The 15,647-nt window shown below is 46.0% G+C and carries 18 protein-coding genes; 13 read left to right on the top strand and 5 right to left on the bottom strand.

The features are described 5' to 3' along the window. Positions 1 to 41: 41 nt before the first annotated feature. Complete coding sequence (locus tag AC4EG4_RS06175; RefSeq protein ID WP_490987255.1) at positions 42 to 1,328, bottom strand: NAD(P)-binding domain-containing protein; 1,287 nt, start codon at positions 1,326 to 1,328, stop codon at positions 42 to 44. A gap of 86 nt (positions 1,329 to 1,414) precedes the next feature. Further along, the gene (locus tag AC4EG4_RS06170; RefSeq protein ID WP_490987254.1) at positions 1,415 to 1,732 is read right to left on the bottom strand and encodes an ArsR/SmtB family transcription factor; all 318 of its coding nucleotides are present in this window, start codon (positions 1,730 to 1,732) and stop codon (positions 1,415 to 1,417) included. Between the two features lie 174 nt (positions 1,733 to 1,906). Here AC4EG4_RS06170 and AC4EG4_RS06165 point away from each other — a divergent pair, with 174 nt between their 5' ends. From AC4EG4_RS06165 to AC4EG4_RS06135, 7 genes are all read left to right on the top strand, one after another. Then, positions 1,907 to 2,254: an ArsR/SmtB family transcription factor gene (locus AC4EG4_RS06165; protein ID WP_490978429.1), complete on the top strand. Its 348-nt coding sequence runs from the start codon at positions 1,907 to 1,909 to the stop codon at positions 2,252 to 2,254. A 45-nt stretch (positions 2,255 to 2,299) separates the two neighbouring features. Further along, positions 2,300 to 2,719 (top strand): arsenate reductase (thioredoxin), encoded by a 420-nt coding sequence (arsC, locus tag AC4EG4_RS06160; RefSeq protein WP_490978428.1) that lies wholly within the window; start codon positions 2,300 to 2,302, stop codon positions 2,717 to 2,719. Positions 2,720 to 2,739: 20 nt separating this feature from the next. Then, the gene (arsD, locus tag AC4EG4_RS06155) at positions 2,740 to 3,117 is read left to right on the top strand and encodes an arsenite efflux transporter metallochaperone ArsD (protein ID WP_490987253.1); all 378 of its coding nucleotides are present in this window, start codon (positions 2,740 to 2,742) and stop codon (positions 3,115 to 3,117) included. After that, positions 3,114 to 4,886 (top strand): arsenical pump-driving ATPase, encoded by a 1,773-nt coding sequence (gene arsA / locus AC4EG4_RS06150; RefSeq protein ID WP_490987252.1) that lies wholly within the window; start codon positions 3,114 to 3,116, stop codon positions 4,884 to 4,886. Before arsD ends, arsA begins: the two co-directional genes overlap by 4 nt. A 14-nt stretch (positions 4,887 to 4,900) precedes the next feature. Then, entirely contained in the window at positions 4,901 to 5,173 is a 273-nt protein-coding gene (locus AC4EG4_RS06145) for an iron-sulfur cluster biosynthesis family protein (RefSeq protein ID WP_490978425.1), read from the top strand. Positions 5,174 to 5,346: 173 nt separating this feature from the next. After that, on the top strand, positions 5,347 to 6,939 hold the full coding sequence (locus tag AC4EG4_RS06140) for a long-chain-fatty-acid--CoA ligase (protein WP_490987251.1): 1,593 nt from the start codon (positions 5,347 to 5,349) through the stop codon (positions 6,937 to 6,939). Positions 6,940 to 7,091: 152 nt separating this feature from the next. After that, positions 7,092 to 7,649 (top strand): DEAD/DEAH box helicase family protein, encoded by a 558-nt coding sequence (locus tag AC4EG4_RS06135; protein ID WP_490987250.1) that lies wholly within the window; start codon positions 7,092 to 7,094, stop codon positions 7,647 to 7,649. 23 nt (positions 7,650 to 7,672) lie between these two features. Here the strand turns inward: AC4EG4_RS06135 and AC4EG4_RS06130 are convergent, their stop codons facing one another. The 3 genes from AC4EG4_RS06130 to AC4EG4_RS06120 form a co-directional block, all read right to left on the bottom strand. Continuing rightward, positions 7,673 to 8,203: a DinB family protein gene (locus AC4EG4_RS06130; protein WP_490987508.1), complete on the bottom strand. Its 531-nt coding sequence runs from the start codon at positions 8,201 to 8,203 to the stop codon at positions 7,673 to 7,675. Next, positions 8,200 to 8,412, bottom strand: a complete 213-nt coding sequence (locus tag AC4EG4_RS06125) for a hypothetical protein (RefSeq protein WP_490987249.1) — start codon at positions 8,410 to 8,412, stop codon at positions 8,200 to 8,202. The genes AC4EG4_RS06130 and AC4EG4_RS06125 overlap by 4 nt, the downstream gene beginning before the upstream one ends. A 454-nt stretch (positions 8,413 to 8,866) precedes the next feature. Further along, complete coding sequence (locus tag AC4EG4_RS06120) at positions 8,867 to 9,682, bottom strand: DUF1835 domain-containing protein (RefSeq protein ID WP_490987248.1); 816 nt, start codon at positions 9,680 to 9,682, stop codon at positions 8,867 to 8,869. 225 nt (positions 9,683 to 9,907) lie between these two features. Between AC4EG4_RS06120 and AC4EG4_RS06115 the strand changes: the two genes are divergently transcribed. The 6 genes from AC4EG4_RS06115 (at position 9,908) to AC4EG4_RS06090 (ending at position 15,587) form a co-directional block, all read left to right on the top strand. Further along, positions 9,908 to 10,351 (top strand): ASCH domain-containing protein, encoded by a 444-nt coding sequence (locus tag AC4EG4_RS06115; RefSeq protein WP_490987247.1) that lies wholly within the window; start codon positions 9,908 to 9,910, stop codon positions 10,349 to 10,351. Between the two features lie 227 nt (positions 10,352 to 10,578). After that, a complete protein-coding gene (locus tag AC4EG4_RS06110; protein WP_490978418.1) occupies positions 10,579 to 11,088 on the top strand; it encodes a hypothetical protein in 510 nt (169 codons plus the stop codon). Positions 11,089 to 11,100: 12 nt separating this feature from the next. Next, on the top strand, positions 11,101 to 11,661 hold the full coding sequence (locus AC4EG4_RS06105) for a dihydrofolate reductase family protein (RefSeq protein WP_490987246.1): 561 nt from the start codon (positions 11,101 to 11,103) through the stop codon (positions 11,659 to 11,661). Between the two features lie 136 nt (positions 11,662 to 11,797). Next, a complete protein-coding gene (locus AC4EG4_RS06100; protein WP_490987245.1) occupies positions 11,798 to 13,006 on the top strand; it encodes a Bcr/CflA family efflux MFS transporter in 1,209 nt (402 codons plus the stop codon). 389 nt (positions 13,007 to 13,395) lie between these two features. After that, on the top strand, positions 13,396 to 14,145 hold the full coding sequence (locus AC4EG4_RS06095; RefSeq protein WP_490987244.1) for a TerC family protein: 750 nt from the start codon (positions 13,396 to 13,398) through the stop codon (positions 14,143 to 14,145). 38 nt (positions 14,146 to 14,183) lie between these two features. Beyond that, a complete protein-coding gene (locus tag AC4EG4_RS06090; protein WP_490987243.1) occupies positions 14,184 to 15,587 on the top strand; it encodes a phenylacetate--CoA ligase family protein in 1,404 nt (467 codons plus the stop codon). Positions 15,588 to 15,647 lie beyond the last annotated feature (60 nt).

Below are 15,647 nucleotides of genomic sequence, written 5' to 3'. Positions count from 1 at the left end.
GAATGAATATGAATAGAATATAAAAATGAATGGTTTGAATTTTAACAACAACTGTTTCCAGCCCCTGTCCCGGAAATAGTGAATACTAACGGCCGGCTGTTGCAGACACCGGTTTCTGGAAGATCCAGTTCGACACGTTTTGCGGCTTGGAAATCGCCTGCTAAGTGAGCCACTACGGAACGTGCTTGTTCAAAGCCTGTTGCCATGAGGAAAGTTGGGGCACGTCCGTAGCTTTTTGCACCAATGATGTAGAAGTCTTTTTCTGGCTGCCGCAATTCCTGCTCGCCGTGTGGCCGAACCGTGCCGCAGCTATGGACATTTGGATCAATTAGCGGCGCCAGCGCTGGCACACTTTCAGTAGCTGGGTCAAAAGCATAGCGAATCTCACGCAAAAAATCGAAGTTCGGGTGAGCACCGGTATTGGCGATCACCCGATCGAATGGACCAAGCTCCATCGCAAGGCCGTTTTGTTGAGCATGCAACACAATTTGCTCTTGATCTATCTTCAAGGATCTAACCAAGCATGCCGTTTTTACATCTATTTGTCCGTCATCCAGCAAAGCTTTGACTCGTTGTCCTAGAGCACCACGCTCGGGCAATTGGTCTGCATCACCTCCGCCCAGTGCTTGTTCAATGGATGTTTTTCGGACCATCCAGGTGATTTGCGTCTCCGGAAACACATCCTTCAGTGCAACAAGCTCCAACAGGGAATTTAAAGCGGAATGTCCGCTTCCAACCACAGCAACACGTTTGTTTTCAAAGCGCTTTTGGTCGGCTCCTAAAATGTCTGGAATGCCGGTATCCACCCCTTCTGTTGCTTCATTTGGGCCACCGGACACAACCGGGTTGGGGTTTTGCCACGTACCGGTCGCATCGATCACTCCCCGTGCAAGTATCGTTTCTCTTGTACCTGTCTCATTTTCAAAAACGAGTTCAAAAGGTTTTTCCTCACGATTGGCTGACTTCATTTTATCCAGTCCTTGCCGCTGAATGTGAATGACCCGGCTGTTTAGGTGAATAAACGGCTCCAGCTCGGGGAGTTGTCCCAGCGGCTGCAAGTACAGTTCAGCAACTTCTTTGCCAGTAGGCAGTTCGTTGGGATTGGGCAATGCCAGTCCATGCTGCTCAAATAGTTTTTTGGATGCCGCATCGATATTGTAACGCCAAGTCGAGAACAACCGGACGTGGCCATATTCAAGGAAATGAGTCCCAAGTGTGGGACCAGATTCAACTAACACAAAGGGTTGCTGGTACTGGACCAGATGGGCAGCAGCCGCCAGTCCTGCAGGTCCGCCGCCGATGATCGCTACGGGCAAAGTGGGGGTCATTGTGAAACACTCCTTCTATGATTAGATTTCATTTGTGAGCACTGTTTCATGTCTTTTCGATAACTGCAGTTTGAAAAGGAGGTTTGCTAATCGCGGCTGATCATCCGGAAGAGCTCTTCCGGCAACAACCGATCGATTTCAGCTGTTTTTAACGCATAATAGCTCCACGTGCCTTTTGTTTCCTTCGTCACAAGACCAGCAGTCAATAAGATTTTCAAGTGATAGGACAGTTTTGATTGGGGCATGGCCATTTCGTCTACCAGGTCACATACACAGACTGATTGTTTCCGTGCAATCAATTCCAGTAACTCCAATCGTTTTGGATCGGCCAAAGCTTTAAATTTTTGAGCATAAGCTTTGTAAGGTGCGTGAATCGCAGCTGTCTGTTCTGTTTGTTGAGCCATTCCAGTTTCCTGCTTTCTGTTAATCAATTTTATTTGATGAAATAAGCATAGCCTTGATAAGTTCTTGTTGCAAGAATTAAATCAAAAAAAATTGATTTAATCTAAATGTTGTTTTATAACGATTGACTTATATAATCATAACGTTATATACTAGGCGCGAAGGAGTGGATCCGAATGAAGACCTTAACCAAACCATCTGCAGCTGACGTTACCGTTTGTTTAAAAGCAGTGAGCGATCCAACCCGCTTGTTCATGATGAAGCTGGTGGAAGCCGATGAATTGTGCGTCTGCCAATTTGTCGAAATGTTTGACATGAGCCAGCCGGCCATCAGCCAGCATTTGCGCAAGTTAAAATCTGCGGGACTTGTAACAGAAAACAGAAAAGGGCAATGGCGGTTTTATTCCATGAATCAGGAATCTGTTCATGCACCGCTGCTGCAGGATATTTTAAGTCATATTGAAGATACCGATCCACAACTGCTGGCATTGCGTGCAAAAGAAGCGCCCGTGGATTGCTGCTAGAATGCGTTTAACTACTATAGGACGATAAAAGGAGAACTTATACTCATGACGAAAAAAACTATTTATTTTTTATGCACAGGAAATTCATGCCGCAGCCAAATGGCTGAGGGCTGGGCAAAACAGCATTTAGCAGGTGAATGGGATGTTTACAGTGCAGGAATTGAAGCCCATGGATTAAACCCGAATGCGGTAAAAGCCATGAATGAAGTGGACATTGATATTTCTGCCCAGTCTTCAGACATCATCGATATGGACTTGTTGAACAATGCGGATTTCGTGGTTACGCTTTGCGGGGATGCAGCTGATAAATGCCCGATGACTCCACCTCACGTGAGACGTGAACATTGGGGCTTTGAGGATCCGGCAAAAGCACAAGGAACCGATGAAGAAAAATGGGCCGTATTCCAAACGGTTCGAGATGCAATCGGCACACGCATCGAAACTTTCGCTAAAACTGGAAACTGAACGTTAAAGGAGAATGACCGATGACAAAAGTGACGATATACGATCCAGCGATGTGCTGCGATACCGGTGTTTGCGGACCTGTTGTGGATCCGAAACTGACCGCTGTAGCAGCTGCTGTTTTTTCGCTTGAGAAAAAAGGCTTTAGCATCAAACGTTTTAATTTAGGGAATGATCCAGCTGCTTTTGTGGAAAACAGGAAAGTCAACGCCCTGTTGTTTGATAAAGGCGTCGAGTCGTTGCCAGTGGTTTTGGTTGATGGCGAAGTCGTTAAAACCGGAGATTATCCAACGGCTCTAGAATTTTCTGAATGGTTCGGAGTAGACGCAGCGGAATTGCAGACGGGTAAACAGCCAAGCAATCCATTGAACGTCACAATTGCATCATCAGGTGCGAAATGATGAACGGAACATTCCAACCAGCTCACGTCAGCTCCACACCCTTTCTGTTCTTCACTGGAAAAGGCGGAGTCGGCAAAACGTCAACTGCTTCAGCGACAGCTGTTGCTTTAGCTGACACAGGCAAGCGCGTGTTGCTGGTTAGCACAGATCCGGCGTCCAACCTGCAAGACGTCTTTGGCATGGAATTAACCAATGAACCTCAAGCTGTTGATGGCATCCAAAATTTATTTGCCTGCAACCTCGATCCAGAAGAAGCGGCACGTACGTATCGGGAGTCGGTTGTAGGGCCCTACCGCGGCAAATTGCCGAAAGCAGTTGTCGACCAAATGGAAGAACAACTGTCGGGTGCTTGCACGGTTGAAATTGCGGCATTTGATGAATTCACCAAGCTATTGGCAGATGAGAAGGTTATGGACGATTATGACCACATCCTCTTTGATACGGCACCTACTGGCCATACCTTAAGGCTGTTAAAGCTGCCAACTGCCTGGAGCGGCTTTTTGGATGATTCGACTCATGGTGCCTCTTGTCTTGGCCCACTTGCAGGACTGGATGCCAAAAAAGACCTTTATGCCAAAACGGTTCAGGCATTATCAGATTCAACTCAAACCACACTCGTCCTGGTGGCGCGTCCGGATACGGCTTCTTTCAAAGAAGCGTCCCGTGCGTCTCAAGAACTCGAAACCATTGGCATTGAAAATCAGGTGCTGATCTTAAATGGGGTTTATTCACCGGTTCAAAACGGAGACAAAGTGTCTGGCGCATTCGCACACCAGCATGAACAAGCATTAAGCGAAATGCCCGCCCATTTGAAGACCTTACCAGCATACAGTTTGCCATTTGTTGCGTTTTCGTTGACCGGCATAGCCAATTTGCGGCGTTTGTTCCACGAGCCGAATTGGTGTCCAGCGGCGATTGAAAACACGGTTCATTCTCTTGCTGAACTGGATAGTTTAAAGGACATGGTGGACTATTATTCATCACAGAACACGCGTGTCATTTTAACTATGGGCAAAGGCGGTGTCGGCAAAACGACGGTTGCTTCACTGCTTGCTGTGGGGTTGGCTGAAAAAGGCCACCACGTGCATTTAACGACGACGGATCCGGCGGCTCATCTGGCAGACCGCTTTGAAGGGACTGGTGGAGACCACTTGACGGTTTCGCGAATCGATCCGGAGCTGCAAGTAGAAGCATATAAAGAACAAGTGATGGAAGCGGCCGGTCCACTGGACAACGAAGCACGTGCGTATTTGGAAGAAGATCTGCGTTCTCCGTGCACCGAAGAAATCGCCGTATTTCGTGCATTTGCAGAAGTGGTGGCCAAAGCGGACAAGGAGATTGTTATCATCGATACCGCTCCGACGGGCCATACATTGCTGCTGTTGGATGCCACGCAGACTTATCACAAGGAGTTGGAACGCTCAACCGGCGAAATTCCGGAAAGTGTCCAAAACTTGCTTCCGCGTCTGCGCAATCCGAAAGAAACCGATGTCTTGCTTGTCACGCTGCCAGAAGCAACCCCGGTGTTTGAAGCAGCACGTCTGCAGGAAGATTTAAAGCGAGCGGGCATTCAAGCAAAAAACTGGATCATTAACCAAAGTCTTGCGGGCACTGGCACAACCGAGGCGCTTCTGCAGGCAAAAGCTTACAGTGAATGGCCATGGATCCGTAAAGTCAGCCATGAGTTGGCTGAACAGACCGCGTTAATTCCGTGGCAGTCTCAAGACAGCATCGGCTATGAAAAAATGAAACAACTTGTTGCTAAATAAAAGGGGGATTTTCAATGAACATCACACAACCAGCGAAAGAAATGCTTTTAGAATCAATGAAAGAAAAAACGGCAGAAGGCATTCGCCTTTATTTCGCCGGACAAGGTTGTTGCGGACCGCAATTCGGCTTATCGATGGACGCACCGGAACAAGGCGACGTAATCAAAGAAGTCAACGGCATCCGTGTGGCGCTGGATGAACGCGTCAGCACCATGGTAGACGAAGTATCGCTGGATTTTAAAAATGGCGGCCTGGTACTGGAAGGCCTTCCCGAAAGCAATTGCTAATTGAATAGTCCATAGGTGCAAAAAAACCGGCTGCTCACAAAAAAGAGGAGCCGGTTTTTCTTGATCTGCCTGAATTGTCAATCCATTCCGAAAACTGTGTTGACACAGATTCCGGGGCTACCTATACTTGATCTATAACAGTGAACGATTTTAAAGACGAAAGGGGCCAAACTATGCTTGCACCATTGACACCCATCGATTGGAAGCGCCGAGCCGTTAAGTATTATCCAGAAAAAGTGGCCATCATCGATGAAGAAAAAACATTTACATACAAAGAATTCGGTGATCGGTCAGACCGCCTAGCATTTGCTTTGCACCATTCAGGCATTCAAGAAGGCGAACATGTCGCGGTTATGTTGCCTAACACCCATTACATGCTGGAATGCTTTTATGGAATTAGCCAGATTGGCGCGGTCATGGTGCCGCTCAATTACCGGTTGGCGGCAAAAGACTTGGAATACATCATTAACCATAGTGACGCTAAAACCTTAATCGTTGATGCCGAGTTCGGCAAACTGATCGAAGACATTCAGGACAAACTGCCGATTGAAAAATTTATTGTGGTGAAAGTCGATGGCCACGAGTCAAACATCGACGGCATTTCTTATGAAGATTTCATTCTGGTAGACGAAGGATTCATGCTGCCGGATGTAAGGATTGATGAAAACCAAATGCTGACACTGAATTATACGAGCGGCACCACTTCTAATCCGAAAGGGGTCATGCTGTCGCATCGCAGCAATTACTTGAATGCGGCCAACTTCCTTTATCATTTGAAAGTGATCCACGATGATGTCTATTTGCATACCTTACCAATGTTCCATGCTAATGGCTGGGGCGGCGTGTGGGCCATTACAGCAGCGGGCGGTACGCATGTCTGCCTGCGAAAAGTCGATCCACCGCTCATACTCGAACTATTTGAAACACATAGCATTTCCGTGTTGTGCGGTGCACCAACAGTTGTCAATATGCTCGTCAATGAACCAAAAGCGAAAACCGTCAACATCACCACTAACCCGCGTATGGGGACTGCCGGCGCTCCGCCTGCTGCTGCATTGATCGGCAAAGCCCAAGATCTGCTCGGGTTGAATATGATGCATGTTTACGGATTAACGGAAACTTCGCCATTCATTTTGTACAACGAATGGAAAAAAGAGTTTGATGGCAAAACTCCGGACGAACAAGCAACCATTAAAGCACGCCAAGGCATTGAACTGGCGTTTAACGGTGAAACCAAAGTTGTCAATCAGGAAGATGGCAAAGAAGTCGAATGGAATGGCAAAGAGTTGGGCGAAATTGTCACACGCGGCAACGTCGTCATGAGCGGCTATTACAAAGATCCGGAAAAAACCGCAGAAGCGATTCGTGATGGCTGGTTTTATACGGGGGATTTGGCTGTTACGTATCCAGACGGTTATATTGAAATCCAGGACCGGATCAAGGACATGATCATTTCCGGCGGCGAAAATATTTCTTCTACGGAAATTGAAGGGGTCTTGTACAAACATCCGGATATTATGGAAGTCGCGGTCATTGCCGTACCCGATGAAAAGTGGGGAGAAGTGCCAAAGGCCATCATCGTCCTGCAGCCGGGAGCAACCGTGACTGAACAGGAAATCATCAGCTACACCCGCGACAACATGGCGCATTTCAAAGCACCGAAGTCGATCGAGTTTGTCGAAGTGCTGCCAAAGACAGCTACGGGCAAGTTACAAAAGTTTCGCTTGCGTGAAATGTATTGGAATGGACCGAAGAAAGTGAATTGAACTGGTTGAATCGTGTTACTAATCTCCTGCTGTTACATGCTTTGGTGCATGTGACAGCAGGAGATTATATATAGGTGCTGATTGATGCTTCTTAATATGGTATGTTGTAGTGAAAAAATGGCGTGGAAAAACGGATGTTATCAGGAGGTATTATGAAGTTTATACTGCTATTCGGTCCTCAAGCTGTGGGAAAAATGACAGTCGGACACGAACTGGAGAAAATCACGTCTTTAAAACTGTTTCATAATCATATGACAATCGATATGTTGCATCCGCTATTCGGGTTTGGTGCTGAAACATGGCGATTATCCACTATTTTTCGTGAAGAGATATTTAGATCAGTCGCCCAAAGTGATGGAATAGGTATGATTTTCACATATGTTTGGGCATTTGATATGGAAGAAGATTGGGCTTTTGTGAAAAAGACACAGTCTATATTTGAAACTGTCGGTGGGCAAGTTTATTTCGTCGAACTGGAAGCAGATATTGAAGAGAGACTGCAACGCAATAAATCTGTGCATCGACTTGAACACAAACCAACTAAGCGTAACGTAGAAGAATCAGAGTCGGAACTAATTGAATCCATGAGTAAACATCGTCTAAATTCATTGCCAGATGAGATAAAAGAGAAAAACTACATACGAATTAATAGCACGAAACACGATGCAAAAACAGTTGCTAGCTGGATTAAAGATCATTTTCATTTGTAGGAATATAGAGCTGGAGCTATTTATTACCAATCCATGTTTTTATTTCGCAAAAGTCGCTGAATCGTCCGAATCTGTCCTCGATGACTGATTTCATCTTCCATCACATGAAACCATAAGTAAAAGTTATTATAGGGAACGCCATTCTCCCACTTGTTTTCTTCAAATAGCCAGCTGTCTTGTTTAGACGCCAATTGTTGCAGCGTTGTCTTTCGAACTTGTAGCAACTCATTTATGTAGTAGTGAACAGAGCACTCTTTGATAGCTGTTTTTGCTTCCGTGCCCAGTTCCAATGCGGTTTTCCATTTTTTAGTCTCATTTTCGGTCAAGTCTCTATGTTCGAACGATCCGATTTGATGGACGAATTCAATTGAGGCAATATGCAGCAAGAGAGAGGCAATTGAATTTGAACTGTTATTCGGCAAATAGTCGAGCTCTGCTTGAGTTAACTTCGAGATTTCATACAAGGTAAGGTTTCGGGTGTGTTCGAGCATTGAAACTAGTTCGCCGACTTTATTGGCATACGGATTAGTAGATACAATTCGATAATCAATTATTTATTCACGGCCTTTTTTAATTTATGGTATTTATAAACGAATGACAGGATCATGCATCCAGTAGCGACGAGCGGCAGATAGAACTTAACAAATGGATTCCCTTCGTAAGTATAGGCCGCAATATACAAAAGCAGCAAAGCCCCGCAACCTCCCCAAAGAGAGCGGACGAACTTTTCACGATCGCTTAAATTCCAATAAAAGATTTTCATCAATCACACGTCCTTTTCATTGCATGAAGTTACCATTCAACTTATTGCCAATCACTGCATAAGTAAGAGTTTTTTTATAAGTCAGGTGTATAAAAGAAAAAGGAAGCAATCGAATGTTTTGGATTGTTTCCTTTTTTTGTGCTACAGTCTTTTCACAAAACGATTTTAGGCTATCTGTTAGGCAGTTAAGAGCTGTGTTGATTTGTCAGGTGCCATCAGTAAAAGCGTTAAGCTGCCCTACATAAAGCTTGTGATTACAAATGAGCGTTAGATCACTCGAACTGTCAAGGTGAATGTTCTTTCCTCCTAGAGACAAAACTCGGGGAAGATGATTATCAAAAAGATTGATTATTCCCATTATACATTATTTATTGGAAATTAAATGGCTAGTTAAGAAGAAAATGGATATAGTGAAAGAAAGGATCTATAAGCAAACCACTCCTTTTCAGATGGTTTACGAGGGAACTTTGACCTGATACGTGCACATAGAGTGAAGGTCACCTTGATAAGCTAATTGACCGCTCTTAATCAAAGAACGAATCCGGTAATCGATCCAGACATCCGAAAGCGACTGATCTGATAAACTGAGAACCTCACCAACGATGCGAACAGTTTTCACATAGTCGTTTTCTAGTGATTGGTCCAGGTTTCTTTGGATGCATTCGAGTATAAATTTATCTTCTCGAGTTTCTTCGTCTTCTACAATGTTGTTTTGTTTCCAAGAGCGGAGCAAGCCATTGCTGTCAAGCAGTTTTTCTGCGTCATTTTCTAAAGCACCTCTCATTTGTTTCGTAATTGCCATGGAGGAATATTTGTAGAAATGCGCCAGTTGTTTGCTGCAGCATTCACCCGAATGCCGTAAGATTTGCTGCATCTCTTGGTCTTTAAAATAGTCATCTATTGCATGTTGTGTGTTTACCATGTAGAGCTCGACTTGCTTTGTCTTGAGTAAAAAGCAGGAGATCCTCAGTCCAATTTGTTCTGCTGCATTGTCGCAGGTCCAGATGGTCACTTGTTGTGAGTCTTTCGCATTTTGCAATGCTTCTAAAGAAGTGAGGTATAAGTTCTGGTTTTCAATCGAGTGGTCTTTAATGGGATTGAAAGAATGCTCTATCCAGTCAAATCGAGTTGAAATCCCTCTTTTTTGATGGATTTGTGCGATGGGACCGACAGAAAAATCAACAGGCAACTCAATAACCGGTTGGTCCAACCGATGAAAAACAGATCTTAAACAGGCCGCAGCCGATTCTCCAGTGACAACATGAATCATATGAAAACCCCTTTTGTTTAACACATTTTATCTAACTATCAAGATCGTAGCACAGCTTATTCAAGAATGGAGCAAATAAATGAACAATTCACCCGAATGTTATTTAGCTAAGTATTTTAATGGTCTGGTATTATGAATATAACCAATGCATTTTTAACTGCGATAGAGAAAGAATAGATTTAACATTTAAATATATGAATAAAAATGAATAGTTGAGGTGTTTTTATGAATGAAAAAACAGGCGGTTTTTGGAATGAATATTGGATGCGGCAAAGCAAAGAGCCGCCAGAAGAATATGACGCTTTTCAGTTTGGAGCGGATGCTGATCGTTTAGCCCAACTCGTTGCAGTGGGTAAGAAAACCGCTACGTGTTCGGCGGCTGTTCTTTATGAGCTCGAAGGTGAGGCGATGCCAAAAGTTGGTCAATACAGCATCGTGTTAAACTCTAACGATTTGCCAGTTGCCATTATTCAAGTGACCAGCGTTGCTTTGATTCCTATGAACAAAGTTCCTGAAGAATTTGCGTTGGCAGAAGGCGAAGGAGACTATCGATATTGGTGGGAGGCACACAAAGATTTTTTCACACAGGAATTGGCTGTACATGAACTGAGCTATTCTGAAGATCTGCTGCTCGTATGTGAGCGGTTTAAAGTTGTTCACCGAGCTTAAAAGGCCGTTTTTTAATAGAAATGTAGTTATCTACTTAAGGATTTACCATTAAAAATCAAAACCGTCAACAACAAAAGAAAAAAATTGCCAACTTACTCGTAAGACAAAAGAGGAACAAAACAACTACTCACCGAATAGTATTAACTAGAATACCCAAAAGAGCTTTAAAGCGATGAAAAAAGACGTCTGAGTGTTACTATTTTTGCACTAAGAATGGAGAACGATAAATGGAGAGAATGGAGCAACAATTTACCATACTGTTTTCGGATGAACAAAGCCCATATTTTCAAGTGGATTCCACACTGCGCTGTGTTCTTCCTTTAAGTAAATTAAAAGGAAGGACTTTTTTCCAGAAATCTTTCATCTTGTTTTTGTTTGCCGATCATGGCCAAATCGATCTTACTTTTTTAAAATCCTATGCCAACGGGACTAACAAGAACTTTCGCAGCTTTGAAAAGCAATCCTTGCACCACACCATCCGTATTCAGAATTGGCGCGAGGATGTTGTACACAAAAAAGATGACACTGTCCAAATTAGATGCGTAACGATACAAGATATCGCCGCAAGCGAAGTTCTGGCCTACATTAAATCAATTGCGCGTGGGAAAGCGCCGTCTTTTATTGCCTTTTACAATGATCGCTACTTGCTCACCGTCGACAGCGACGAGCTTGTCGTGATTTCCAAAAACCAAGACGATTCAAATGCCGTGCGGACCTTTATCCAAAAAAATCAATGAGGAGAGATTGCTATGGCAAAAGTATATTTTGGCATGATTGTTTCACTTGATGGATTTGTTAACGATCGCAAAGGGAAAATCGATACGTTGTACGAAAGCTACAAGCCGCACGCGGCGACTCAAAAAGCGGATGAAAATACAGGTGCTGTGGTCATGGGGCGCAACAGTTTTGAGATGGCTGAAGATACGGATGGCTATGCCGATCACTACGAATTTCAAGTGCCGTTATTTGTATTGACGCATACACCGCCGGCTAAGCATCCAAAAGAAAATGATCAATTGACGATCACCTTTGTCACAGATGGCATCGAAGAGGCGATCCGGCAAGCAAAAATTGCGGCGAACGGCAAAGATGTGTTGGTGTTAGGCGCCAATGTTTGCCAGCAATTGCTTCAGGCCAATTTGGCTGATGAATTGCAGATTGCTTTTGCCCCTGTGCTGCTTGGCAAAGGGGTCCGCTTTTTTGAACATCTGCAAGAACGTGAAATCCACTTGGAAAAAAACATGGTAATTGAAACCGAGCAGCAAGTTGAGGTTTGGTACAAAGTGCTTCCAAGTCACCCAATGAATTAAATGCCTTCTTCTTTAAAAGCCTGGGATCTGCTTGACACACGAAATCTTCTTCTTTTGTAAAGAGAGCTGACAGACATCGCACAAGTGCTGTATAGTGAGTAAGGATTTATTTAGAAGTGAAAGGTGTTTTCTTACTATGTTGCAGAACCCCAAAGGAAAAAAACGGCTCGGCTTGGCCTTGATCCTCAGCATGCTGGGAGTCTTGGCGCCGCTGAACATCGATATGTACTTGCCGGCTTTTCCATCCATCGCAGACGAGCTGGATGCGCATGTGTCGCTCGTCCAGCTCAGCTTGACGGCATGTCTCATCGGCCTCGCTGCCGGGCAAATTGTGGTAGGATCTGTCAGTGATGCCATGGGTCGGCGCAAACCTTTAATTGTTTCGGTTATCTTGTTTGCCCTGGCATCGGTTCTTTGCGCTGTCGCCCCGAATATTGAAACATTGATTGCGGCCCGATTTCTTCAAGGCTTTACCGCTTCTGGCGGTGTCGTGATTTCAAGAGCCATTGTCAGTGATGTGTTTACAGGACGGGAAATGACCAAATTCTTTGCCTTGCTGATGGTCATCAACGCAGTGGCTCCCATGGCCGCTCCGATTGCAGGGGGTGGCATCCTGGCTTTGCCGTTTGCAGGCTGGGAAACGATTTTTTATTTTCTGGGCTTGCTTGGACTCATCATGGTAGTGGTTGTGATGTTCCGGTTGCCGGAAACCTTGCCCCCGGAACAGCGTGTGCCAAGTTCGATTGGCCATTCGGTCCGGACAATGGGCAGTCTCTTCAAGGAACGTCCGTTTATCGGCTATGCGCTGGTTGTCGGGCTGATCCATGGGGGCAGCTTTGCCTACGTTGCCGGAACGCCTTTTGTTTACCAGGACATTTACGGGGTGTCGCCGCAAACTTTCAGTGTATTGTTTGGCATCAATGGCCTGGCCATGATTCTCGGCAGCTTCATCATCGGCAAATTTGGCGGCCTTGTTTCTGAACACCACCTGCTGCAGGGAGCCGTGATTGTTGCGGTCAGTGCAACATCGGTATTGTTGGTTCTGACGATCATCGAAGGGCCGCTCGCTTCTCTCGTCACGTCGATTTTCATCTACATGATCGCCATCGGGATGATTTTCACCAGTTCGTTTACATTGGCCATGCGCGGACAAGGGCACCGTGCGGGTAGTGCCAGTGCGGTGGTCGGTATGCTGCCTTTGGTCATTGGCGCGATGGTCTCTCCACTTGTCGGCATTAACGAAACATCGGCAGTTCCCATGGGGGCTATCCTATTCGGCACATCCGTCCTTGGCACCATCGCCTTTTTCAGCCTGACCGGACACAACAAAAAAATCGCTGACTAACTGAATGGGGTTATGCAGTAAAACATAAGTATCCGTTTTGCTATCAAATAAGAGCTGGAGGCGCAATCTTCCGCTCTTTTTTTCATTAAAAATAACTTGTTTTTGGGGTTTAACAAGAAACCCAATGGTGGTATAAACTAATTAAAGAATTCAGTGGATGCAGTAATTTTTCAGCCCGTGAAGTGAGATACAGTTGTTTGGTACTGTGCAAACTGAATGGATTGCCCTCAGCCAAGGGGGAGTAGCTGGAGGAACACCTCTTTCACAATCGTCAGGACATGATGATGCGTCATCATCGGTTGTGATGGCAGATTACATGCTCAGCGAGACCTTTGCCTAATCAGTTAGGCAGGGGTCTTTTTTGTTTGATGAAAAGGAGGAGAGGAGCCATGGAAGTTCTAGTGTTGCAATATGCCTGGATTCTGTTGGTGCTGGTCGGATTGGAAGGTCTGCTTGCCGCGGACAACGCCGTGGTAATGGCAGTGATGGTGAAGCATTTGCCAAAACCGCAGCAGAAAAAAGCATTGTTTTACGGGTTATCGGTGGCGTTCTTGTTTCGGTTTTTGGCTCTTTTTGCGATTACCTTGCTGGTGAACATCTGGCAAATTCAAGCCCTCGGTGCTCTGTACTTGCTGTTTATTGCTGGCAAGAATCTGCGGGATCAGAACAATCACCAAAAGCAATCGGGTCATCAACCGCGCAAACAATCCGGTTTCTGGCTGACGGTGCTAAAAATCGAAGTTGCCGACATCGCTTTTGCGGTGGACTCGATGCTCGCGGCGGTCGCCTTGGCACTGACACTGCCGCATTGGGGAGACTTTACCATTGGCGGCATTAACGGTGGGCAGTTTTCGGTCATGATTGCCGGTGGCTTGATTGGGGTAGTTTTGATGCGCTTTGCGGCTCATAAGTTTGTTCTTTTGTTGGAACATTATCCCCAGCTCGAAACCGCCGCGTTTGTTTTGGTGGGTTGGGTCGGTGTAAAACTGGCTGTTTTGACCCTGTCGCATGAAAAAATTGGCGTGCTGCCGCATGACTTTCCGCACTCGCTTTTATGGAACGTCATCTTTTGGTCCGTCATGATCGGCATTGTTGCTGCCGGTGCTTTGATGAGCGTCAAACGAAGCCAAAACCATTGAATAACCTCACCACTTGTTTGTAGAAAGGAGAAATCTGTATGAAAGGCATCGGGCTTTTTCGCGCTTTGCGTATGACTTACCGTTCGCAGTCATTCACGCGGCAGCAACTAACCGAACTGCAGCAAGAGCGCCTCGCACAGTTAGTCGGATACGCCCAAAAAAACAGTCCTTATTTCGAAAAGCGGCTGAGTCACCTGAACAAAGCGGTGCGCTTAAAGGACTTGCCAGTCACCGAAAAAAAGGACTTGCCAGTCACCGAAAAGCATGAGCTGATGAATCATTTTGACGATTGGGTTACCGATCCGTCCCTCACAAAACAAGACATTGAGCACTTTATGGAAAACACCGACAACATCGGCCGGAAGATAGAGGGGCGCTACTTGGTTAATACAACTTCCGGTTCCACGGGGCATCCAGCCATTGTGCTGTATGACAAAACCACGATGAACGTCGTATCGGCCATCGTCGTGTTGCGGGGCGTGGCCCGGCGCGCGGACTTGCTGACTTTCTTGAAAAACGGCAAACGCACGGCCGGCTTGTTTGTGGATGGCGGCTTTTACTTGGGCAATGGCACGGTGCGCTGGAACCAGCGGCGCATGCCGTGGAGAAAAAACCAAATCATTGTCGATGTCCGGCAAGACACCGACAGCATTGTCCAACATTTGAACGACTTTCAACCGGTGCTGCTTGGCGGCTACCCGACTGCCTTAGAACTGCTGTTGCCTTATCAGCAAAACGGCTCGCTGCAAATCACACCGGTGCTGATTATGGCCGGTGGGGAGCACTTGAGTGCGGAACTGCGACGGAAACTCCAGCAAGCATTCGGCTGCACTGTGCAATCCACGTATGCTTGTACAGAAGCCGGAACCATGGCGTGTGAATGTTTGGAAGGACGCTATCACCTCAATGAAGACTGGTTGATTGTCGAAGCCGTCGATATTGATTTTCAGCCGATTCCAGACGGATTTCCCGCAGAACAGCTGTTGATCACCAATCTGTTTAATTACACGCAGCCATTCATCCGCTATGTGGTGACAGACCGTGCGACGATCCACAGCAATCCGTGTCCTTGCGGCAGAGCAACCCGGTGGATCGAACTCGAGGGACGTACCGATGACATTCTGCGCTTTGCAGGCGGTGTGAAAGTCGCCCCGCTGTCGCTTCAGTCGCTGATTGCGGAAAGTGCCCCAATTGAGCGGTTCCAACTGATTCAGCACAGCGAAGACAAACTGGAGCTGCGCTTGCAGGCACCAGACCGGGAAGCAGCATTTGCCGCCGCTAAAAGAGTGCTGCAGTCGTTTTTCCGTGATCACGGCCTGCAGGTGGATGTGTTCTTGTCTGACCGATTGCCGCACGTTCATCCGAAGAGCGGGAAATTCAAGCACATCTACGCACATCCGGATTACCTGCCGGAAACATGTACCTCCGATGACAAAAGCTGAGCCAAGTAAACTGAAGAGCTCCGCTACGGCGAAGACGTCTGAGCGGAGCTCTTTTTCATG

The sequence above is a fragment of the Planococcus sp. TJ-201 genome (genome assembly GCF_058268495.1).
The sequence above is the reverse complement of the archived record's forward strand: the minus strand, read 5'-3'. Positions and strand labels throughout refer to the sequence as shown.